The following is a 21,661-nucleotide window of genomic DNA, read 5'->3' on the forward strand; positions in this document are numbered from 1 at the left end:
GCGATCACATGAATGTGGGGCGGACGCCTCAGACTGGCATCAGTGCCCAATAATCCAGATCCAGCAGGACGTTGGACATGTATCGGCCTTCGGTGTTTTTCAGCTCAAAAGGTTCGCCACCTTTGGTGGCCACCAGCCGCAAGCGTACGGCGCCGACACCCGGCACGTCGGTTTCGGCTTTGTCCAAAACTTCGGACCAGGCCTTGATCGTATCGCCCGCGAAACAGGGGTTGGCATGCGCGCCACCGTTCAGGCCAACGATCATCTGGGCATTGGCAAGCCCGTTGAAGGACAGCGCCCTTGCCATCGAGATCACGTGCCCGCCGTAAATTAACCGCCCCTCAGGGCGGAAGGTCAGGTCGAAATGCACTTTGGCGGTGTTTTGCCACAAACGCGTGGCCAGCATGTGCTCGGCCTCTTCCACTGTCACACCGTCGACGTGGTCAATGGTTTCCCCGATCTGGTAGTCGCCCCAGCGATGCGCCTCACCCGACTGGCTAAAGCTGTAAGCCGAGAAATCAAGGCCCTGAGGCACCACCAGATCGCCTGGTTCCAGTACCTTTTTAAGATCAGGCAGCACGGTTTCAGGTGCAGCGGCGTCCGGATTTGCCTTGCGCACCATAACCCAGCGCACATATTCGATCACCACCTCGTCGCGTTGGTTCAGACCTCGGGTCCGCACCCAGACCACACCGGTCTTGCCATTCGAGTTCTGCTTGAGGCCAATCACCTCGGATTCCGACCGCAACGTGTCACCGGGATATACCGGTTTCAGCCAGCGCCCCTCGGCATAACCCAAGTTGGCCACCGCATTCAGCGAGATATCCGGCACGGTCTTGCCAAACACCACGTGAAAGGCCGCCAGATCGTCAATCGGGCTTTTTGGCAGGCCACAATTCCGGGCAAATTCATCCGAGGAATAAAGCGCATGCCGCGCCGGATAAAGCGCGTGATACAACGCCCGCTCGCCATCAGTCACAGTGCGCGGCACCGCATGGTGCAGGACCTGACCGATGGAATAATCCTCGAAAAAGCGGCCCGGATTGGTTTTTGCCATTATTGCTGTCCCAGTTTCATGTCGGGGGAGTAATCGGCCGCGACGTCTTTGGTCACGGCCTGCGCACAGCGCATCACGCTGTTTGCTGCGTCGTATGCGTAAGACGGGTCGCCATGCAGTTCCCATCCTTTTGCCAGCGCATCTGACACTTTGTGGCAGAAGGCCGAGGTGTCTTCTTCGGTCAGAAGTCGATAGAGTTTTGCCACGATATCCGCCTCTTACGACCCAAACGGCGACGGACCAACCAGCCCGTGAATATAGCCGATGATGCCCAGCAGCACGATTGACGCGACAAAGAACATCGCATCTTTGCCATAGGTCCCAGGCTCGCCCGGGGTCCAGTCAGGTTCGGATCTGTTGATCACGATCACTTCAACTACGGCCCAGGCCAGCAATCCGCCAAACAGGACGATCGAGGCCAGATCACCGTTCACCAGCAAATGTGCAAAAGCCCAAAGCTTCATCCCGCCCAGCATCGGATGACGCATCTTGTTCAGCAGGCGACCTTTTTGACCTGCCGGGCTCATCATGTAGATGGCGATCAGCACCAGTAGGTTGTTGATATGCACCATGAAGGTGGGTGGCGCCCAGACAAAGATTGTGTCGGTCATGCGGTAGCCGAAGATCATCAGCAAAATGGCCGTGACCAGCACCAGCGCAACCGCACCCTTGCCGCCATTGCCCATTGCCGCGCGCTGCGCTGGCATCAGGCGTTTGAACAGATGTGCGGCCCACCATAGCGCCACACCAAGAATCAGAAGAAAAAAGCCCATGCTGGCTTACCCCGCTTGCAAAGCTGTAATTGCCTCTGCTTTTGCCAGAATTTCACGGGCGGTTGCAACGTGCAGGTTTTCCACGATCTTGCCATCGACGACAGCGACACCCTGTCCCTGCGCTTCGGTCTCTTCAAACGCGGTGATCTGGCGGCGGGCCAGATCGATTTCCGCATCCGAAGGCGCGAAGGCGTCGTTGGTCACGTCAACCTGTGCCGGGTGGATCAAGGTTTTGCCGTCAAAACCCATATCGCGGCCCTGCGCGCATTCGGCCGCCAGGCCTTCGCTGTCCTTGAAGGCGTTGTAGACGCCGTCGACAATGATCAGCCCCTCGGCCTTGGCGGCCAGCAAACACAGCCCCAGCGAGGTTTGCAACGGCAGGCGATCTGGGCGGAACCGGGTCTGCAATTCCTTGGCCAGATCGTTGGTGCCCATGACAAAGCCCGCCATCAGCGGATGCGCGGCAATTTCGGCGGCGTTCAGCATCCCGCGAGGCGTTTCCATCATCGCCCAGATCGGAATGTCGCCCGTGATTTCGGCCAGCGCATCAACGTCCGCGGCAGAGTTCACCTTGGGCAGCAGGACCACATCAGCGTCCATGTCGCGCACCGCCTCGGCGTCAGCGCGACCCCATTTTGTATCCAGCCCGTTGATGCGCACGATCTTGACCCGTGAGCCGTAGCCACCGGTGGCCAGCGCGGATTTCAGTGTTTCGCGGGCGTTGTCCTTTTCATCCGCAGAGACCGCGTCTTCGAGGTCAAAGATGATGGCGTCCACCGGCAAGGTACGTGCCTTGTCCAGTGCCCGGTCACGGGAGCCCGGGATATAGAGAACGGAGCGATAAGGGCGCTGACGGGGATCCATTGGCTACTCTCGTTGAAATAATGTTGCGCGGAATGGGGCATTTTTTGTTGGAAAGTTCAAGCGCAAAATCGCCGCACTGCAGCATTTAGGCTCTTTGCGACGCAACGTGCGTTGCCTTAACCGGATATCGGTCCGGGACCCGCACCCTGTTTGCCAGATGGAATCGATAAAGGGTCGCAGATGAAAAACACGCTGTTCAAGATGACGATGGGCCTTGGAATCATGGTTCTGGCCGCGCAACAGGTTCACGCCCAAAACTGCGCACCGCGCAGTGATGTAGTCAACAGGCTGGCCGAAACCTACGGCGAGACACGCCGGGGCATCGGCATAGCCCGGCAAGGCGCTGTGATAGAGGTTTTCACCTCGGACCGGACCGGAAGCTGGACAATTACTGTGACGCTGCCGGACGGGATGACCTGTCTTGTGGCCTCGGGTCAGACTTATGAGACGATGACAGAGACTCTGCCGCCCAACACCTAAGTCAAGGCGTCCCAGATCAGCTTGCTACCCGACAGCGTAAGCAACACATAAGCGATCGCAAAGAACAGGCGTTCGGACAGCATGAAATGCGCCCGGACGCCCAGCCACGCGCCTAGGATTGCAAACGGGGTCAGCAGCAGATCGGCCCAAGCGGTTTGCCATGTAAACAGCCCCAGATAGGCGTAGGGAACAAATTTCGCGGCATTGATGACCCAGAAAACCAGCACCGTGGTGGCCTGAAACTCGGTCTTCGACAGGCGTTGTGACAGCAGGTAAACTGCTGCGGGCGGGCCTCCGGCATGGCTGACAAAGCTGGTGAACCCTGCGACCAGCCCCGCAAACAATCCCGCAGGCGGTGGCAATCTTTTGGCGAAACCGCGAATCCACCCGTTGCTTTGCGCAAAGTGCCAGATCACGAATCCGACAGAGATTCCCCCGATCAATAGGCGCAGCAAGTCATCATCGGTCACACGATACAGCCACGCCCCCAAGACTACGCCCGGCACAGCCCCAAGCATCAGCAGGCGTGCATCCGGCCAGCTCCAACGCTTCCAATAGGGGCCCAGCGTGGCCACATCGATCACCATCAGAATCGGCAGCATCAGCGCCAAAGCCTGTCCCGGTGTGAGGATCAGCGCCAGAATCGACGAAGACGCAAACGCCACTCCCGAGCCGAACCCACCCTTCGAGATACCGGCAAAGATCACTGCAGGGATCGCCACAACAAAAAACATCGGGGTCAGTTCGAACATGCGGCGTCCCATGAATAGGCCTGTCTCACAAGCGGTTTAGCGCAATCAGCGGGATCAGCGCAAACGGTATGCGGTTGCATGCCGCGCCGCTGGACCCTTGCGCCACGGCCATTTAGCGACTAGCAAAACCGCGATTTCAAAACCGACCGGAGATATTCCAAATGGCCAGACCCAAGATCGCGCTGATCGGCGCAGGTCAGATCGGCGGCACGCTCGCCCACCTCGCAGCAATGAAAGAACTTGGGGACGTCGTTCTGTTCGACATCGCCGAAGGCACACCGGAAGGCAAAGCGCTGGATATCGCCGAATCCGGTCCCTCCGAAGGGTTTGACGCATCTCTGAAGGGCACGCAATCCTACGCAGACATCGCAGGCGCCGACGTTTGTATCGTTACCGCCGGTGTTCCGCGTAAACCCGGCATGAGCCGCGACGACCTGCTGGGCATCAACCTGAAAGTCATGAAGTCGGTCGGCGAAGGCATCGCCGCCAACGCGCCGGACGCATTTGTCATCTGCATCACCAATCCGCTGGACGCGATGGTCTGGGCGCTGCGCGAATTTTCTGGCTTGCCCCACAACAAGGTCTGCGGCATGGCAGGCGTTCTAAACTCGGGCCGGTTCGCGCATTTCCTGTCGGAAGAGTTCAACGTCTCCATGCGCGACGTCACCGCCTTTGTTCTGGGCGGCCACGGCGACACCATGGTGCCGTCGGTGCGCTATTCGACCGTTGCAGGCATCCCGCTGCCCGATCTGGTCGAAATGGGCTGGACCACGCAGGAGAAGCTGGACGCTATCGTACAGCGCACCCGGGACGGCGGCGCTGAGATCGTTGGCCTGCTGAAAACCGGCTCGGCCTTCTATGCACCTGCCACTTCGGCGATCGAAATGGCTGAAGCCTATCTGAAGGACCAAAAGCGCGTCCTGCCCTGTGCCGCCTATTGTAACGGCGAACTGGGTGTCGAAGGCATGTATGTCGGCGTACCCACCGTGATCGGTGCCGGCGGGATCGAGCGGATCGTCAACATCACCCTGAACGAAGAAGAACAAACCGGTTTCGACAATTCGGTTAACGCCGTGAAGGGCCTGATCGAGGCCTGCAAAGGCATCGACAACTCGCTGGCCTGATCTCTTCAGATCTGACACATGAAACCGGCCCCAATGCGGGCCGGTTTTTCTTTTGTCCCATCCCGATATTGCAGATGCACCTGGTCGGAGATGTTGGCGCAAACGTCGCAAATGCCTTTTATGAATGTGTTTTCGACCGCCCCTTCGCCAAAAGTCGAATCAATCAGCATTCCCGCTTCGCTTTGTGATCACACCAAAAAAACCTGTGATCACAAATAGTGAAAATCTTCGTGAAAAACTGCTTTTGCGTCAAAAAAGCCTTTATTATTGCCCCGTAGACACCTCTATATCGGTCTAATCGTAGTCAAACGGGACAGTTTCGATGAACATTCACGAATATCAGGCCAAAGCGCTTCTTCGCAGCTATGGCGCTCCGGTTTCTGAAGGACGCGCAGTGCTGCGCGCCGAAGAAGCCAAAACCGCAGCCGGTGAACTGGACGGGCCCCTTTGGGTCGTTAAGGCACAAATCCATGCGGGTGGGCGCGGCAAGGGGTCATTCAAAGAAGCCGACGCTGGTGAAAAAGGCGGTGTCCGTCTGACCAAATCGGTCGAGGAAGCGTCTGAGGAAGCCAAGAAGATGCTGGGCCGCACGTTGGTCACCCATCAAACCGGCCCCGCAGGCAAACAGGTCAACCGCATCTATATCGAGGCCGGGTCTGGCATCGAAACCGAATTGTACCTGGCTCTGCTGGTGGATCGCCAGACCAGCCGCATTTCTTTTGTCTGCTCGACCGAAGGCGGCATGGACATCGAAGAGGTGGCTGCGGCCACGCCTGAGAAAATCCTGTCCTTCTCGGTGGACCCTGCGACGGGCTATCAGGCCTATCACGGCCGCCGCATCGCATTCTCGCTGGGCCTGCAGGGCGCGCAGGTCAAGCAATGCGTCAAACTGATGAGCCAGCTTTATGCCGCCTTCGTCGAGAAGGATATGGAGATGCTGGAGATCAACCCGCTGATCGTGTCCGACAGTGGCGACCTCAAGGTGTTGGACGCCAAAGTCAGTTTTGACGGCAACGCGATGTACCGCCACCCGGATATTTCAGAACTGCGCGACACCACCGAAGAAGATTCCAAGGAACTGGAAGCCTCGAAATACGACCTGAACTACATCGCGCTGGATGGTGAGATCGGCTGCATGGTCAACGGTGCCGGTCTGGCGATGGCGACGATGGACATCATCAAGCTCTATGGGGCCGAGCCTGCCAACTTCCTCGACGTGGGCGGTGGCGCGACCAAAGAAAAAGTGACCGAAGCGTTCAAGATCATCACCTCGGACCCGCAGGTCAAAGGCATTCTGGTCAATATCTTCGGCGGCATCATGCGCTGTGACGTCATCGCCGAGGGCGTTGTCGCCGCGGTGAAAGAGGTCGGCCTGCAGGTTCCGCTGGTCGTGCGTCTGGAAGGCACGAATGTCGAGAAAGGCAAAGAGATCATCAACACCTCTGGCTTAGACGTGATCGCTGCAGACAACCTGAAAGACGGTGCCGAGAAGATCGTGAAAGCGGTTAAGGGTTAAGCTCCAGTGCTACGTAAGCCTATTATTGCCGGAATTATGTTTCTTGCAGCGTGCCAAAGCACATTGGAAGGAAACTCTATCGCTAGAGAACAACAGCGGCCAGACGACGGCATAGAAGCGTTTACAAGTGCGTGCATTAAGACCGACGCAACTCGCGAAAGTGCACGTCGTGTTTTTGACAATTTCAACATCTTCAGGACAGTACGGAACTCTGCGAACGGAACTTTCCCAGGTGGTGAATTCATCGATCAGGCTTATGCAAAAGAAGTCGGACCAAGAGGAATTGAACACTACCTTAAAAGCCGTTTGGGAGAGCACGAGTCATATTGTGTGGTCCGTATTCGCGGTCTTTGGATGAATGACGCGCAACAACCGATTTCAAATGCGCTTTCTGAGGATGGTTTCAAATACGTCGAGAACTTCGCACAAGCACAGGAACAAGATTTCCAGATATCGAAATTGTCTGGCGTCTATCAAAACCGCGGTCGGTACTTTTTACTGATTGCAGCGCAGTCTGCACAAAGGGCCGGCCGTATCACTGATTTGGAGTTCTACGAGCTCGCAACGAAGTAACGCTAATTACAGGAGCCACACAAAATGGCAGTCCTCATCGACGAAAATACCAAAGTGATCTGTCAGGGCTTTACCGGCTCGCAGGGCACATTCCACTCTGAACAGGCCATCGCCTATGGCACCAAAATGGTTGGCGGCGTGACCCCGGGCAAAGGCGGGATGACCCACCTTGACCTGCCCGTGTTCAACTCGGTCCACGAAGCTAAGCATGTGACCGAAGCCAACGCATCGGTGATCTATGTTCCGCCGCCGTTTGCGGCTGACTCGATCCTCGAAGCGATTGATGCCGAGATGGAAGTGATCGTCTGCATCACCGAAGGCATCCCGGTTCTGGACATGATGAAGGTGAAACGTGCGCTGGAAGGCTCAAGCTCGCGCCTGATCGGGCCGAACTGCCCCGGTGTCATCACGCCAGACGCCTGCAAGATCGGCATCATGCCCGGCCACATCCACAAGCGCGGCTCGGTCGGCGTGGTGTCACGTTCGGGTACGCTGACCTATGAGGCCGTCAAGCAGACCACCGATGTGGGTCTGGGCCAGTCCACCTGTGTGGGCATCGGCGGCGACCCGATCAAAGGCACCGAGCATATCGACGTGCTGGAATGGTTCCTGGCGGATGATGAAACCCATTCGATCATCATGATCGGTGAGATCGGTGGTTCAGCCGAGGAAGAAGCCGCGCAGTTCCTGGCGGATGAGGCCAAGAAAGGCCGCAAGAAGCCGACCGCCGGTTTCATCGCAGGCCGCACGGCCCCTCCGGGCCGCCGCATGGGCCACGCGGGCGCGATTGTCGCCGGTGGCAAAGGTGGTGCCGAGGACAAAATCGAAGCCATGCGCGCAGCCGGCATCGTCGTGGCCGAAAGCCCGGCGCAGCTGGGTGAAGCTGTGCTGGAGGCGATTGGGTAAGTGACCAAAGACCGGGCATATGCACTTAGGGCAGCGCCCGGCCCGAGGGTGGGCGAGGAGCGCCCGCCCTCGGGCCGGGCGGGTCGGGCGCTGCCCAGCGTTGCCCGCCGGGCAGAACATGCATCATGAAAATTCTTAAGATCATAGGTCTTCTATCCTTTCTAGTAGGCGGCTTTCTGACTTTATCCTATTGGGGTCTGTCGTTTCCGGAACGCTTGGCTCAAGAAAAGGCGCCGGATGGGATCAAGGTGGTCTTGGTCGATTTCCCAAGCGATCCAAACATCGTGACCTTTGATCCGAGTCTGATTTCTGCGGATGAGTTGTTCACCTTTGGCAGGCAGCTTTGTGGCTACACTCCGGTTGTGTCAGAGTTGGAGCCGACGTTCTATGACAGGTTGCGCGACCGTCAACGCGCCAGCATAGTTTGCGGGTGATGAAGATGATGACCTTCTCTGACGCCATCCGCACCTGTTTCGCCAAGTTCTTCACCTTCTCGGGTCGCGCCTCGCGGCCCGAATACTGGTTCTTTTTCCTGTTCATCGTGATCTGGAGCTTTATCGCCGGGGTCATCGATTGGCAGTTCTTCACACAGGTCGCAACAACTCAGACCGATGAAGTCAAACAAGTCACCGCAACGTCAAACCAGCCGGTGCAAAGCATCGTCAGCCTGATCGTGTTCTTCCCGCATTTGGCCGTCGCGTGGCGGCGGATGCATGATACCGGGCGCAGTGGGCTTTTTGCTTTGTTGCCGATCCTGTTGATTGTCGGTGCCTTTGTTGTGCTGATCTTTGGCATCGGACTGTCGGACCAGTTCCAGCATGGCGGGGGTTTGAACATCCTGTTCACCCGCGCGACTTTATTGATTGTTATACCGACCCTCTTAATCCTGATGATCTCGCCCCTCCTGGTCCTGTGGTGGCTGACCCGCCCCAGCCAGCCAGGCACCAACCAATACGGTCCCAACCCAACAGAGGTAGCCCAATGACCGAACATACGCCCAACTCTGCCTTTCATGCCTCAAGCTTTATGCAGGGGCATAATGCTGAATATCTGGAGCAGCTTTATGCCCAGTACGCCAAGGACCCGAACGCTGTAGATGCGGCCTGGGCCGAGTTCTTCCGGGCGATGGGCGATGCCACGCCGGACGTTCAGCGTGAGGCCGAAGGGCCGTCCTGGGCGCGCACCGACTGGCCGCCGATGCCATCCGATGATCTGACCGGTGCGCTGACTGGCGAATGGGCCGAGATCGACGCCAAGGCAGCAGGCAAAAAGATCAAGGACAAGGCGGCCGACAAGGGCGTTGCAGTCAGCGAGGACCAGATCAAACGCGCCGTGCTGGACAGCCTGCGAGCGCTGATGCTGATCCGGGCCTATCGTATTCGGGGCCATCTGGCCGCCAATCTGGACCCGCTGGGGATGCGGGCTGCCAGCAATCATCCGGAACTGGACCCTAAGACCTACGGCTTTTCTGACGCGGATATGGATCGCCCGATCTTTATCGACAATGTTCTGGGCCTGCAGATGGCCTCGATGCGGCAGATCGTCGACATCGTAAAACGCACCTATTGCGGCACCTTTGCGCTGCAATACATGCATATCTCGAACCCCGAAGAAGCCGCCTGGCTGAAGGAGAGGATCGAAGGGTATGGCAAGGAAATCGCGTTCACTAAGGAAGGCCGCAAGGCGATCCTGAACAAGATGGTCGAGGCTGAAGGGTTCGAGAAGTTCCTGCACGTCAAATACATGGGCACCAAGCGGTTTGGCCTGGACGGGGGTGAGGCTTTGATCCCCGCGATGGAGCAGATCATCAAGCGCGGTGGCGCGCTGGGGGTTCGCGACATCGTCATCGGCATGCCGCACCGGGGCCGTCTGAACATCCTGGCCAATGTGATGCGAAAGCCATACCGGGCCATTTTCAACGAATTCCAGGGCGGCAGTTTCAAACCCGAGGATGTCGATGGATCGGGCGATGTTAAATACCACCTCGGCGCCTCCAGTGACCGCGAGTTTGATGGCAATTCGGTTCACTTGTCTTTGACGGCAAACCCCAGCCACCTTGAGGCCGTAAACCCTGTAGTCATCGGTAAAGTGCGCGCCAAGCAGGATCAGATCGGTGATACAGACCGCACCAAGGTCATGGGCATCCTGCTGCATGGCGACGCAGCCTTTGCCGGTCAGGGAGTTGTAGCCGAGGGGTTCGGTCTGTCCGGGCTGAAAGGTCATCGGACCGGCGGCACCATGCATATCGTGGTGAACAACCAGATCGGGTTCACCACCGCGCCGCATTTCAGCCGCTCCAGCCCCTACCCCACCGATATCGCTCTGATGGTCGAAGCGCCGATCTTCCACGTAAACGGCGACGATCCCGAAGCGGTGGTTCACGCCGCCAAGGTGGCAACCGAGTTCCGGCAGAAGTTCCACAAGGATGTGGTACTGGATATCTTCTGCTATCGCAGGTTCGGGCATAACGAGGGCGATGAGCCCATGTTCACCAACCCTATCATGTACAAGAAGATCAAGACCCATAAGACCACGCTGTCTTTGTACACCGCCCGGCTGGTCAAAGATGGTCTGATCCCCGAGGGCGAGATCGAGGATATGAAGGCCGCCTTCCAGGCCCATCTGAATGATGAGTTTGAGGCCGGCAAGGATTACAAACCCAACAAGGCCGACTGGCTGGACGGGCGCTGGTCGCATCTGGACAAGAACAAGGATGACTACGTGCGCGGTGATACCGCGATCACGCCCGAGACCCTGGCCCAGATCGGCAATGCCCTGACCCACGCGCCCAAAGACATTACGGTTCACAAGACTGTCGCGCGGCTTTTGGATCATAAGAAACAGATGTTCGACAATGGCACCGGATTCGACTGGGCAACGGGTGAGGCACTGGCCTTCGGCGCGCTGCTGACAGAAGGGTACCCTGTGCGTCTGTCCGGGCAGGATGCGACGCGGGGAACCTTTAGCCAGCGTCATTCAGGCTTTATCCACCAGGAAACCGAAGAGCGGTATTATCCGCTGAACAACATCCGCGAAGGGCAGTCGAAATACGAAGTGATCGACTCGATGCTGTCCGAATATGCGGTACTGGGCTTTGAATACGGGTTCTCGCTGGCTGAACCCAACGCCCTGACCCTATGGGAGGCGCAGTTTGGTGACTTTGCCAACGGTGCGCAGATCATGTTCGACCAGTTCATCAGCTCGGGCGAAAGCAAATGGCTGCGCATGTCCGGTCTGGTCTGCCTGCTTCCGCACGGGTTTGAAGGGCAAGGTCCTGAACACTCGTCCGCGCGTCTGGAGCGGTTCCTGCAGATGTGCGGTCAGGATAACTGGATCGTGGCCAACTGCACGACGCCTGCGAACTACTTCCACATCCTGCGCCGTCAGCTGCACCGCACCTTCCGCAAGCCGCTGATCCTGGTGACCCCGAAATCACTGCTGCGCCACAAACTGGCCGTCAGCAAGACCGAGGAATTCACCACCGGGTCAAGCTTCCACCGGGTGCTGTGGGATGATGCACAGCAAGGCAATTCGGACACCAAACTGGTTAAGGACGACAAGGTCAAACGGGTCGTGATGTGTTCCGGCAAAGTCTATTTCGACCTGCTGGAAGAACGCGATGCCCGGGGTATCGACGATGTCTACCTGATGCGGATCGAACAGTATTACCCCTTCCCCGCGCATTCGCTGATCAACGAGCTTGAGCGCTTTAAGGGTGCTGAGATCATCTGGTGTCAGGAAGAGCCCAAGAACCAGGGGGCCTGGTCGTTCATCGAACCGAATATCGAATGGGTTCTGACCCGCATTAAGGCCAAACACACAAGGCCCCGCTATGTCGGTCGCGCCACTTCGGCCTCGCCCGCGACGGGTCTGGCCAGCCAACACAAAGCCCAACAAGAAGCGCTGGTGAACGAAGCGCTGAGCATTGAAGGAAAGTAATGATGTCCATTGAAGTTCGTGTTCCCACGCTGGGCGAGTCCGTTACCGAAGCCACAGTTGCAACCTGGTTCAAAAAGCCCGGCGATGCGGTCGCTGTAGATGAGATGCTGTGTGAGCTTGAGACCGACAAAGTCACCGTTGAAGTGCCCGCACCTTCAGCTGGTGTGATGGGTGAAATTATCGCCGCCGAAGGTGAAACCGTTGGGGTTGATGCGTTGCTGGCGACGATCGCGGCGGGCGAAGGGGCTGCTCCGGCGCCGGCCGCAGCGGCACCTGCCCCTGCCCAGGCGGCAGCGTCCGGCGGCAGCGTTGACGTCATGGTGCCCACTTTGGGTGAATCCGTGACCGAGGCAACCGTATCGACCTGGTTTAAACAAGTCGGCGACAGCGTCGCGCAGGACGAGATGCTCTGTGAGTTGGAGACAGACAAGGTCTCGGTCGAGGTTCCGGCCCCGGCCGGGGGTGTTCTGGCGGAAATCATGGCACCAGAAGGCGCAACGGTGGACGCGACAGCCAAACTGGCCGTGATCTCGAGCGCGGCGGCAGGGTCGGTTACCGCCCCGGCAGCAGTCGCTGCACCGGCAAACGGTGGCGACTCGGTCGGTGGCAAAGACGTGGCAAACGCCCCCTCAGCCGAGAAGGCCATGGCCGAGGCCGGGCTGTCAGCTGATCAGGTCACCGGCACCGGCCGCGACGGTCGGATCATGAAAGAAGACGTGGCCAAGGCGGCAGCAACCGCCTCTGCTCCGGCATCTGCACCAGCAGCGCCTGCCCCCGCAGCCCAAGTCCCGCGCGCACCAGTTGCCGCTCAGGATGCGGCGCGCGAGGAGCGGGTCAAGATGACCCGGTTGCGCCAGACCATCGCCAAGCGTCTGAAAGACAGCCAGAACACCGCGGCCATGCTGACCACCTACAACGAGGTGGATATGACCGAGGTGATGGCCCTTCGTAACCAGTACAAGGACCAGTTTGAAAAGAAGCATGGCGTGCGACTGGGCTTTATGTCCTTTTTCACCAAGGCTTGCTGTCACGCACTGAAAGAGGTTCCCGAGGTCAACGCCGAGATTGACGGCACCGACATCGTCTACAAGAACTTCGTTCACATGGGTGTCGCCGCTGGTACCCCCACTGGCCTTGTGGTGCCAGTGATCCGCGATGCCGACAGTATGTCCTTTGCCGAAATTGAAAAAGCCATCGCCGAGAAAGGCAAACGCGCCCGCGACGGCAAGCTGAGCATGGACGAAATGCAGGGCGGCACCTTCACCATCTCGAACGGTGGTGTCTACGGCTCGTTGATGTCGTCGCCGATCTTGAACCCTCCGCAATCGGGCATTCTGGGGATGCACAAGATTCAGGACCGACCAATGGCGATCAACGGTCAGGTTGTCATCCGCCCGATGATGTATCTGGCCCTGTCCTATGACCACCGGATCGTGGATGGCAAAGGCGCGGTGACCTTCCTTGTCCGCGTGAAAGAGGCGCTGGAAGATCCACGCCGCCTGCTGATGGACTTGTGACCATGGCAACACATGTACTCTGGCAGGCCGATGTGGCCGATTTTGATGTCTGGCTGAAAGTGTTTCGCGAGGATCAGACCTTGCGAAAGGCGGCGGGTATCAAGGATCTTCACGTCTGGCGCGATCCCGATCGCGCCAATCACGCCGTAGCCATGTTCGAGATCACCGATCTGGGTAAGGCCGAGACCTTTTTGGAATCTGAGGCTATGGCGCTTTATCACGAGCGCGGCGGTGTCGCTCATGTCGAAATCAAGCTGTTGAAACCGGCTTAACCGAAATTTTGGGCGACCTGTTTTTGTCGGCCGCCCGCATATGTTTAACTCCTCGGGGTTTAGGAGACTGAAATGGCAAATTATGACGTCATCGTAATCGGAGCAGGCCCGGGCGGCTATGTCTGCGCCATCCGTTGTGCCCAGCTGGGACTGAAAACTGCCGTTGTCGAAGGGCGCGAGACGTTGGGCGGAACCTGCCTGAACGTGGGCTGCATCCCCTCCAAGGCGCTTTTGCATGCCAGCCATCAACTGCACGAGGCCGAGCACAACTTTGCCAAGATGGGCCTTAAGGGCAAAAGTCCCTCGGTCGATTGGAAGCAGATGCAGGCCTACAAAGAAGAAACAATCGAAGGCAACACCAAGGGCATCGAGTTTCTGTTCAAGAAAAACAAGATCGACTGGCTGAAAGGTTGGGGATCAATCCCGGCTGCCGGTCAGGTCAAGGTCGGCGACGACGTGCACGAAGCCAAGAACATCATCATCGCCTCCGGATCTGAACCTGCTGCGTTGCCCGGTGTTGAAGTGGATGAAAAGGTTGTTGTCACCTCGACCGGCGCGTTGTCTCTGGGCAAAATCCCCAAAAAGATGGTCGTCATCGGCGCGGGTGTGATCGGACTGGAACTGGGCTCGGTCTATCAGCGTCTGGGGACAGAGGTCACTGTGATCGAATTCCTCAAGGAAATCACGCCAGGCATGGACCCCGAGGTGCAAAAGACGTTCCAACGCATCCTCAAGAAACAGGGTTTGAAATTCGTCATGGGCGCTGCGGTGCAAAAGACCGAGGCAACCAAAACCAAAGCCAAGGTCACCTACAAGCTGCTCAAGGATGACAGTGAACACGTGATCGACGCCGATACGGTGCTGGTTGCGACCGGGCGCAAGCCTTTCTCAGACGGTTTGGGTCTGGACGCTCTGGGTGTCGAAATGACACCGCGCGGTCAGATCAAGGTGGGTGCCGACTGGCAGACCAACGTGCCGGGCATCTACGCCATCGGTGATGTCACGGAAGGCCCGATGCTGGCCCACAAAGCCGAGGATGAGGGCATGGCCGCGGCCGAACAGGTCGCCGGGAAACATGGTCACGTGAACTATGGGGTCATTCCGGGTGTGATCTACACATGGCCCGAGGTTGCCAATGTGGGTGAAACCGAGACGACGCTCAAGGAACAGGGTCGAGCCTATAAGGTCGGCAAGTTCATGTTCATGGGCAATGGTCGGGCCAAGGCAAATTTTGCAGCTGACGGGTTCGTCAAAATCCTCGCCGACAAAGAGACTGACCGTATTCTGGGCGCGCATATCATCGGCCCAGCAGCGGGTGATCTGATCCACGAAGTCTGCGTGGCGATGGAATTTGGTGCCTCGGCCGAGGATTTGGCCCTGACCTGTCACGCCCACCCGACCTATTCCGAGGCCGTGCGCGAGGCCGCGCTGGCCTGCGGCGACGGTCCGATCCACAGCTGAGTAACACCGGGCGGCCAGGTTTTCACCTGTGTCGCCCGTGAATCCTCTGATTATTCCGCAGGATGGTGGTTGATTTCTTCTTCTGCGTGCGTTTCTACAGTCGATTGTCTTTTAGGCCGATACAAGCGCCAAGCAGCCTTGAACGGATTAACATACAGCTTTGCGCAGGTGTCCAATTCATTGCCGCGATCTTTCTCGGTCACGCCAAATTTCACGTCTTTATTGTCCTCAGGCATGATGTAAGTGCCAAACAGCACGTCCCAAAGCGGAAACATGAAGGCAAAATTCTTATCAAGATGATCGGGATGGAAACTGTGATGAACGTGGTGGTGCGCGGGTGACGGGAACACCTTGGACCAAACACCGGGCCATCGCAGCCAAACATGGGAATGACGCAAGTTGTATCCAACGACGTTGAACAGGAGCATCAAGATCGGAACCCCTAACAGGGACGGCAAGCTGGGCGCGTAGCCCATCATATTGAAGAAGAGGCCAGCGACCGCACCGGATCCCATTCCGATGCCAACATTGTAGACAAAGTTATCTACCGGATGCTCACGGAAATTCGACAACGGGTGCATCACCTCAGCGCTGTTGTGAACTTTGTGGAACTGCCACAAAACAGGAATCATGTGCTGCAGATAATGGATGTTGAACCCAATAAAATCCAAAATCAAGAAACACACTGTCATATAGGCGAAGGCAACGACGGTACCTTTCCACCCGACCCGTGGCTGCGCTGCAGACGGGTCGTGGGCACTGACATCCCCAATTGTCCAGCTGTAGGCGAGCTGCTGACCCGGCGAACAGACCAAGCTTCAGGAAATGCCCAATAAACTGGTGAAAAAAGAAATAACGAACATCCAGCCAGGCTGATGGGTGGCTCCAAACTTTTTTTGGGAACAGAAAGCCGACAAAACTGCTTTCGCCGTCTGCCTCATCGGACTTGCGACGCTTGACCAAATAGATCGCAAACACAATCACCAGCGAGCTCAGAAAATAGAGGGCAAAAATCCGGTTGTTGGGGTCCACCGGGTATGCGATCACCCGCATCACATGGTCGAGAAATGAGTCCACAAAGGACTTCAACTTTTGCGTCAATATCTCCGTTTTTTTTCGTCTATCCTAACCACCGCGCGACATTTGTCCTACGAGATGGTTTCCAGATAGTTAAAATGTGGCATCACCGTTGCCTAGCCCATCCTATAGTTGTCTTTTTCACGTCAGGTAGGGTGCTGTCGGATCCACAACCAAGTTGTTGCCCTGGGGATTAAGCCGTCGGGGTCAACCAGGCTTGCAGGTAAACCTCCAACCGGCCCTGAAAGCTCTGCGAGCTGTGCAATGCACAGAATTTCAGCGACATAGCCTGTATAGCAAAGGCCTGCACCCCTTCGGCAAGCAGCTCGGGTGCCACGTCCTGACGGACATCGGCCGTCTCAAGCCATTTCATCAAGACGCGAAAGTACCTTTCGAAACAATAGGCAATCGGACCGATTTCTGCGACGGCAGCTGCACCTGAATATCGAATTAGAAGATCAAAAACATAGCGCTCGGAGGTCATGAAGCTGTGGACAGGTTCCATCGCCGCGATGATCTGCGCCACGGTTTTTGGTGCGTCCCCCGCCTGTGCCTGATCAAAGCAGGCATTCAGTTTCTCGGCCATCAGAATTTCCATCAGCGCATCTTTGTCGTGGAAATGCGCAAAGAATGTCCCTTTGGCAACGCCCGCGACCTGTACGACATCTTCGACCCGCAGGGCGCTGTATCCGCCCCTTTGGATGACCTCCTCGGACGCTGCAATCAGTCGAGCCCGGGTTTTTAGTGTGCGCTTTTGAACCGTCTTTTCCATAAGGCTAATTCGCATGCTTTTTGACCGTGGTCAAATTTTTATTGACCGTGGTCATTTATTTATTCTATAAACTGACCACGGTCATTTTTGGAGAATCCCGATGCAACCCAAGAAAATCCTCATCCTCGACGGCCACCCGGCCGAAAGCAGCCTGTCCCGGGTGTTTGCCCAGACCTATGGCGATGCAGCCCGCGCAAACGGACACGACGTCCGGCTGGTTCACCTCAGTGATTTGCAGTTCGATCATGATTTTGGTCAAGGCAACTATCACGACTTCAAACCGCTTGAACCGGCTCTGGAAACCGTGCTGCAGGACATCGAATGGAGCGACCATCTGGTCTTGACAACGCCGATGTGGTGGGGCGGCCTTCCGGCCAAGTTGAAAGGCCTGATCGATCGGATGTTCATCCCCGGACGCACTTTCGACACGAGAAACACAACAAAGATCGGCCTGCCAGCCCCAATGCTGACCGGACGTACGGCGCGCGTCATTCTGACTTCCGACACGCCGGGGTGGTTCATGCGACTGATTTATCGGCAGGCCCTAATCCGCCAGGTACGGGATCAGATTTTGGGGTTTGTCGGCTTCAAGCCAACGCGGTTCACCTATTTTGCAGGTGCCAGCTATCCAAAACCCGGCAGTGTCGAGCGCTGGATATCCCGGGTGGCCAAGATCGGTGCTGCAGCGGTTTAATCGCCTGACCTACCACATCGTCTTTTCGGCGCGCGGGCCCCAATCCCGGTCATAGCGCGCGCCGCCTTCTTCCCCATCCGACGCTTCGGCCAGTATCTCGCCGACGGTCGGAAGCAGCGCGGATTCATCTCCGCTGGTCCATGTCCGGGCGCGCATCAGGGCGCGGGCGCATTGGCTATAGACCTCGGCAATGTCGATCAAAATCACGGTCGCAGGCTGCTTGCCCTGTTTTACGAACCGGGCACGCAAGTCTTCATCTGCAGTCAGCCGGGCGGTTCCGTTCACCCGCACCACCGTGTTTGATCCCGACACCATGAACATCAAGGACACGCGCGGGTCGCGAACGATATTACGCAGAGAATCCAACCGGTTATTACCGCGCCAATCGGGCAATGCCAGCGTCTTGGCGTCAAGCTCCAGCACCACCGGGCCATCATCGCCGCGCGGGCTGCCATCGACGCCTTCAGGCCCCACGGTGCTGAGGATACACAGCCGCGAGGCCATGATCCACTTGCGATAAAGCGGGGTCAGCCCATGCGCCACCTTGCGCAAAGAGGGTGCGCCGGGTGTGCCGTACAAGGCCTCGAGCGTATCGATGTCTTCAATGAACTCCATCCGGATCAAACCCCACTTCTTTCATCAAGGCATCAGACCGGGTTTCGATCGCATTCTCCAGCCGTGCCAGAAACGCATCACGCCCGACACCCGATTCAATCGGGCCCAGAAAATCGACAATCGCCAGACCGGGTTTGCGCAAGACACCTGTGCGCGGCCAGAACACCCCGGCATTTGTGGCCACCGGCACACAGGGAAACCCTAGCCCTTCATACAAAACGGCGGTGCCGATCTTGTAGGGTTTGCGCACACCCGGTGCGACGCGGGTGCCCTGCGGATAGATAACCAGCTGGCCGGGTTCCGTGAACTCTTTGGCCACGTCCTTGACCATCTTGGCAACCGCAGCGCCTCGCTTGCCGCGATCAACCGGGATACATCCCAGACGACGGGCATACATTCCGATGACCGGGGTCCACAGAAGCTCTCGCTTCATGATGAACTTGCCGTGGGGGATGGCGTCAAAGATCATGATGATGTCCAGAAAGGACTGGTGCTTGGCGCCGATCACAACCTCATCAACCGGAACCGCGCCGCGCACCTCACAGCGGATACCGACCATCCAGCTGGCCAGCCACATCGTGGTCCGCGCATAGGTCTTGCACGCGTGCAGGGCCCCTCGTTTCGTGAGCAGAGCGTATGGAGCAAATAGAACACCAAGGATCAGCATCCACGCATAGATCACAATCATGAAGATCAGTGAGCGAACCCATTGAATCGCTGTGGCCATCAGGACAGCTCCTTTAACTTACGGCTTGCGGCAGTCCATGTGGCCAGAAAGGCCACCGCCGCGCCCAGAAATGGAATCAGCACAGGTAATAGCCAGCCAATCCCCTGAAAGCCCAATCCGGTCAGGAAGCCGCCCTCGTCCGAGGCTTCGGGCAATAGCAGAACGCTGGTCATGCCCAACAGAACTCCAACAACCGCGCCAAAAAAGGCACGGTAGGTAAAGCGACGCACAAAGGCGCGGGCAATAAAACGGTCACGGGCGCCGACCAGACGCAGGACTTCGATGATCTGCGCGTTGGCCGCCAGCGAAGCATTGGCGGCCAGAGTAATCATTGCCGCCGTCGCCCCACCGATCAGCAGGATCGAGATCCACCCCAGCCGTCGCAAGGACATTGCGGCCTCGACCAAGGGCTCGCGCCACCGGGTGTGGTCGTCCAGCACCGCGCCGGGCACCTCGGCCCCGAGCCGCAGGCGTAGCCCGGCAGCGTCAAGACCGGGGTCGCCTTCGATGATTTCAATCAGTTGCGGGATGGGCAACGTGTCCAGCGGCAGATCCGAACCGAACCAGGGGGACAGCAGGGCAGCTTGTTCTTCACGCGTCAACGCTCGGGCCGACGCGACACCAGGGGTTTGCCCCAGCACCGTCAGGGCCGCCTCGGTCTGCGCAGCAAGCTGTTCCGCAGGAGCGTTGATGCGCAGGGTGGCAGCCCCGGCCAATTCGGTGCCCCAGCGATCCGCCAACCGCCCCGAGGCCAGCGACAGCGCCAACGCAAACACGGCCAGAAATGCCATTGCACCGGACACGAACAGGGTCAGATGCGCGGTATAGCCGGTGGGCGGCACAACCCGGTCGGCGCGCGCGTCACGTTTCAGAAGGCCTCGGATTGTGCCCTGGCTCATAAATCCGCCCCCGCCAATTGTATCTGACGCTGCGAGATGCGTAGGACCCGGGCCTGCACCTGGCTTTTGGCCGCGCGGATCAGGCTGAGGTCATGGGTGGCGATCAACACGGTCTTGCCCATGCGGTTCAGCTCGACCAACAGGCGCAACAGACGTTGGGACATTTCCCAATCCACATTGCCAGTGGGTTCATCCGCCAGCACCACATCGGGCGACAGGATCACCGCACGGGCCAAAGCGGCACGCTGACGCTCGCCCCCCGACAATTCCGGCGGGAGTGCATCCAGCCGCGTCCCCAGCCCGACCCAACCAAGCAATTCAGTCAAATCGTCTTTCTGGGCTGTTTCCCCGCGCCCGGACACCATCATCGGCAAGGATACGTTTTCTGCCAGCGTCATGTGGTCCAGAAACTGACAATCCTGATGCACCACACCGATCCGACGGCGCAGCAAGGCCATTTGATCGCGGTCCAGACGGGCGATATCTTCCTCAAACGCGCTGATCCGTCCTGAGGTCGGCAAAAGTGCGCCGTAGCACAGTTTGAGCAATGTCGTCTTTCCCGCCCCCGACGGGCCGGTCAGAAAGTGGAACGACCCCGGTTGCAGTTGCAGCGACACATTGCTCAGCAACTCTCCACCGCCATAGGTGTAGCTGACGTTTTCCAGCTCGATCACAGGGGCCCCCGTTCTTGTTGCCGCCCTTCTTGCCCGAGCGCGGTTGTGGTTTCAATGCCTGCACCGGGTCGAATTGGCGACACTTGGACCGTGAAACCGAAAACACCCTTTGCTGTCGGGTCTTAACCGAATATCATCCCTGAAAAAACAATTATCAGGTCGGCTTCCCGACCGGGAGGCAGCATGCGTCTTACTTGTCCGAATTGCAGCGCTCAGTATGAGGTTCCAGACGAGGTCATCCCAGAGGAAGGCCGCGACGTCCAGTGTTCGAACTGCGAGAAAACCTGGTTCCAGGCCAAATACCCGGATGCAGCGGAAGCCCAACCCGCAGCGCCGGTCGCCGAAGAAACCCCGGCAGAGCCTGATCCAATACCAGAGACCCCACCCGAGCCGACACCAGAGGTCAGCGCCGAGCCCGAGCCGACCCCAGAGGCTGCGCCTGAGCCGGAATCCGAGCCGGAGGCCCCCGCGCATCAACCTGCCGCGACTGGAAGTGTTGATCCGGCAGTGGCCGGCATCCTGCGCGAAGAAGCCGCCAGAGAATCCGAGCTGCGCGCGCAGGAAGGTGGCAGTCTGGAAAGCCAGCCCGATCTGGCGTTGGATACACCACCCGAACCCGACCCAAAACCCCCGGTCGAGGATCTGAGGGCCTCCGAAACCTCGGCCGATGCCGGTCAGGGCGACGCGCTGCCGGATGTCGAGGCGATCAATTCCAGTCTACGTGGTGACGATGCCCCGGTGCAGTCTGACGCGTCTCAGCCCGCGCCACGCAAATCAGGCGGCTTTTTGCGCGGTTTAGCGCTGATCGTGATCATCGGCATCGTCTTGCTGCTGGTTTACAGCAACGCACGTCAGATCAGTGAGGCCGTGCCTCAGGCCGACCCGATCCTGCAGTCTTATGTGTCGTTCGTGGATCAGGCGCGCGTGTGGCTCGAGGCGCAAACCTCGGGCACATCGCAGAACTGACCG

26 protein-coding genes are annotated in these 21,661 nt (G+C 58.1%); 13 read left to right on the plus strand and 13 right to left on the minus strand.

The window, feature by feature from the left end; all coding sequences use genetic code 11:
* Positions 1-28: 28 nt before the first annotated feature.
* From SJY13_RS12320 to SJY13_RS12335, 4 genes are read right to left on the minus strand one after another with little or no spacing between them, the layout of a single operon-like run.
* Positions 29-1,057 (minus strand): MaoC family dehydratase, encoded by a 1,029-nt coding sequence (locus SJY13_RS12320; RefSeq protein WP_377191265.1) that lies wholly within the window; start codon positions 1,055-1,057, stop codon positions 29-31.
* A complete protein-coding gene (locus SJY13_RS12325; protein WP_085822910.1) occupies positions 1,057-1,263 on the minus strand; it encodes a DUF1737 domain-containing protein in 207 nt (68 codons plus the stop codon). Before SJY13_RS12325 ends, SJY13_RS12320 begins: the two co-directional genes overlap by 1 nt.
* A gap of 12 nt (positions 1,264-1,275) precedes the next feature.
* Complete coding sequence (locus SJY13_RS12330) at positions 1,276-1,830, minus strand: NnrU family protein (protein WP_377191266.1); 555 nt, start codon at positions 1,828-1,830, stop codon at positions 1,276-1,278.
* 6 nt (positions 1,831-1,836) lie between these two features.
* Positions 1,837-2,694, minus strand: a complete 858-nt coding sequence (locus SJY13_RS12335; RefSeq protein WP_377191267.1) for an HpcH/HpaI aldolase/citrate lyase family protein — start codon at positions 2,692-2,694, stop codon at positions 1,837-1,839.
* Positions 2,695-2,874: 180 nt separating this feature from the next.
* Between SJY13_RS12335 and SJY13_RS12340 the strand changes: the two genes are divergently transcribed.
* Positions 2,875-3,174 (plus strand): hypothetical protein, encoded by a 300-nt coding sequence (locus tag SJY13_RS12340; protein WP_377191268.1) that lies wholly within the window; start codon positions 2,875-2,877, stop codon positions 3,172-3,174.
* On the opposite strand, the gene SJY13_RS12345 is transcribed toward SJY13_RS12340, so the two are convergent.
* Complete coding sequence (locus tag SJY13_RS12345) at positions 3,171-3,926, minus strand: sulfite exporter TauE/SafE family protein (protein WP_377191269.1); 756 nt, start codon at positions 3,924-3,926, stop codon at positions 3,171-3,173. The two genes, SJY13_RS12340 and SJY13_RS12345, sit on opposite strands and share 4 nt — an antisense overlap.
* A gap of 161 nt (positions 3,927-4,087) precedes the next feature.
* On the opposite strand from SJY13_RS12345, the gene mdh reads away from it, so the two are divergent.
* The gene (gene mdh, locus SJY13_RS12350) at positions 4,088-5,050 is read left to right on the plus strand and encodes a malate dehydrogenase (protein WP_377191270.1); all 963 of its coding nucleotides are present in this window, start codon (positions 4,088-4,090) and stop codon (positions 5,048-5,050) included.
* A 5-nt stretch (positions 5,051-5,055) separates the two neighbouring features.
* Here mdh and SJY13_RS12355 read toward each other — a convergent pair whose 3' ends face one another.
* On the minus strand, positions 5,056-5,220 hold the full coding sequence (locus tag SJY13_RS12355; RefSeq protein ID WP_377191271.1) for a hypothetical protein: 165 nt from the start codon (positions 5,218-5,220) through the stop codon (positions 5,056-5,058).
* Between the two features lie 152 nt (positions 5,221-5,372).
* Between SJY13_RS12355 and sucC the strand changes: the two genes are divergently transcribed.
* The 9 genes from sucC (at position 5,373) to lpdA (ending at position 15,234) form a co-directional block, all read left to right on the plus strand.
* Complete coding sequence (gene sucC, locus SJY13_RS12360; RefSeq protein ID WP_085822915.1) at positions 5,373-6,566, plus strand: ADP-forming succinate--CoA ligase subunit beta; 1,194 nt, start codon at positions 5,373-5,375, stop codon at positions 6,564-6,566.
* A 6-nt stretch (positions 6,567-6,572) separates the two neighbouring features.
* Complete coding sequence (locus SJY13_RS12365; protein ID WP_377191272.1) at positions 6,573-7,139, plus strand: hypothetical protein; 567 nt, start codon at positions 6,573-6,575, stop codon at positions 7,137-7,139.
* A 24-nt stretch (positions 7,140-7,163) separates the two neighbouring features.
* Positions 7,164-8,045, plus strand: a complete 882-nt coding sequence (sucD, locus tag SJY13_RS12370; RefSeq protein ID WP_282021639.1) for a succinate--CoA ligase subunit alpha — start codon at positions 7,164-7,166, stop codon at positions 8,043-8,045.
* 125 nt (positions 8,046-8,170) lie between these two features.
* Positions 8,171-8,479 (plus strand): hypothetical protein, encoded by a 309-nt coding sequence (locus tag SJY13_RS12375; RefSeq protein WP_377191273.1) that lies wholly within the window; start codon positions 8,171-8,173, stop codon positions 8,477-8,479.
* Between the two features lie 8 nt (positions 8,480-8,487).
* Complete coding sequence (locus SJY13_RS12380) at positions 8,488-9,030, plus strand: DUF805 domain-containing protein (protein ID WP_377193631.1); 543 nt, start codon at positions 8,488-8,490, stop codon at positions 9,028-9,030.
* Positions 9,027-11,984 (plus strand): 2-oxoglutarate dehydrogenase E1 component, encoded by a 2,958-nt coding sequence (locus SJY13_RS12385; RefSeq protein WP_377191274.1) that lies wholly within the window; start codon positions 9,027-9,029, stop codon positions 11,982-11,984. Before SJY13_RS12380 ends, SJY13_RS12385 begins: the two co-directional genes overlap by 4 nt.
* A gap of 2 nt (positions 11,985-11,986) precedes the next feature.
* On the plus strand, positions 11,987-13,501 hold the full coding sequence (gene odhB / locus SJY13_RS12390) for a 2-oxoglutarate dehydrogenase complex dihydrolipoyllysine-residue succinyltransferase (RefSeq protein WP_377191275.1): 1,515 nt from the start codon (positions 11,987-11,989) through the stop codon (positions 13,499-13,501).
* Positions 13,502-13,503: 2 nt separating this feature from the next.
* Positions 13,504-13,773, plus strand: a complete 270-nt coding sequence (locus tag SJY13_RS12395; RefSeq protein ID WP_085822920.1) for a hypothetical protein — start codon at positions 13,504-13,506, stop codon at positions 13,771-13,773.
* A gap of 72 nt (positions 13,774-13,845) precedes the next feature.
* Complete coding sequence (lpdA, locus tag SJY13_RS12400) at positions 13,846-15,234, plus strand: dihydrolipoyl dehydrogenase (protein WP_377191276.1); 1,389 nt, start codon at positions 13,846-13,848, stop codon at positions 15,232-15,234.
* Positions 15,235-15,284: 50 nt separating this feature from the next.
* Here the strand turns inward: lpdA and SJY13_RS12405 are convergent, their stop codons facing one another.
* From SJY13_RS12405 to SJY13_RS12415, 3 genes are all read right to left on the minus strand, one after another.
* On the minus strand, positions 15,285-15,866 hold the full coding sequence (locus tag SJY13_RS12405) for a sterol desaturase family protein (protein WP_377191277.1): 582 nt from the start codon (positions 15,864-15,866) through the stop codon (positions 15,285-15,287).
* The gene (locus SJY13_RS12410; RefSeq protein WP_377191278.1) at positions 15,820-16,311 is read right to left on the minus strand and encodes a hypothetical protein; all 492 of its coding nucleotides are present in this window, start codon (positions 16,309-16,311) and stop codon (positions 15,820-15,822) included. Before SJY13_RS12410 ends, SJY13_RS12405 begins: the two co-directional genes overlap by 47 nt.
* A gap of 193 nt (positions 16,312-16,504) precedes the next feature.
* Entirely contained in the window at positions 16,505-17,098 is a 594-nt protein-coding gene (locus SJY13_RS12415) for a TetR/AcrR family transcriptional regulator (RefSeq protein ID WP_377191279.1), read from the minus strand.
* Positions 17,099-17,183: 85 nt separating this feature from the next.
* On the opposite strand from SJY13_RS12415, the gene SJY13_RS12420 reads away from it, so the two are divergent.
* A complete protein-coding gene (locus SJY13_RS12420; RefSeq protein WP_377191280.1) occupies positions 17,184-17,777 on the plus strand; it encodes an NAD(P)H-dependent oxidoreductase in 594 nt (197 codons plus the stop codon).
* 9 nt (positions 17,778-17,786) lie between these two features.
* On the opposite strand, the gene SJY13_RS12425 is transcribed toward SJY13_RS12420, so the two are convergent.
* From SJY13_RS12425 to SJY13_RS12440, 4 genes are read right to left on the minus strand one after another with little or no spacing between them, the layout of a single operon-like run.
* Complete coding sequence (locus tag SJY13_RS12425) at positions 17,787-18,392, minus strand: pyridoxamine 5'-phosphate oxidase family protein (protein ID WP_377191281.1); 606 nt, start codon at positions 18,390-18,392, stop codon at positions 17,787-17,789.
* Entirely contained in the window at positions 18,379-19,119 is a 741-nt protein-coding gene (locus SJY13_RS12430; RefSeq protein WP_377191282.1) for a lysophospholipid acyltransferase family protein, read from the minus strand. Before SJY13_RS12430 ends, SJY13_RS12425 begins: the two co-directional genes overlap by 14 nt.
* Positions 19,119-20,018: a cell division protein FtsX gene (locus SJY13_RS12435; protein ID WP_085822927.1), complete on the minus strand. Its 900-nt coding sequence runs from the start codon at positions 20,016-20,018 to the stop codon at positions 19,119-19,121. Before SJY13_RS12435 ends, SJY13_RS12430 begins: the two co-directional genes overlap by 1 nt.
* Positions 20,015-20,692: a cell division ATP-binding protein FtsE gene (locus SJY13_RS12440; protein WP_377191283.1), complete on the minus strand. Its 678-nt coding sequence runs from the start codon at positions 20,690-20,692 to the stop codon at positions 20,015-20,017. The genes SJY13_RS12435 and SJY13_RS12440 overlap by 4 nt, the downstream gene beginning before the upstream one ends.
* 183 nt (positions 20,693-20,875) lie before the next feature.
* Here SJY13_RS12440 and SJY13_RS12445 point away from each other — a divergent pair, with 183 nt between their 5' ends.
* Positions 20,876-21,658: a zinc-ribbon domain-containing protein gene (locus tag SJY13_RS12445; protein ID WP_377191284.1), complete on the plus strand. Its 783-nt coding sequence runs from the start codon at positions 20,876-20,878 to the stop codon at positions 21,656-21,658.
* Positions 21,659-21,661: the final 3 nt, after the last annotated feature.

This window comes from Ruegeria meonggei, assembly GCF_042768335.1.
Taxonomy (GTDB): domain Bacteria; phylum Pseudomonadota; class Alphaproteobacteria; order Rhodobacterales; family Rhodobacteraceae; genus Ruegeria; species Ruegeria meonggei.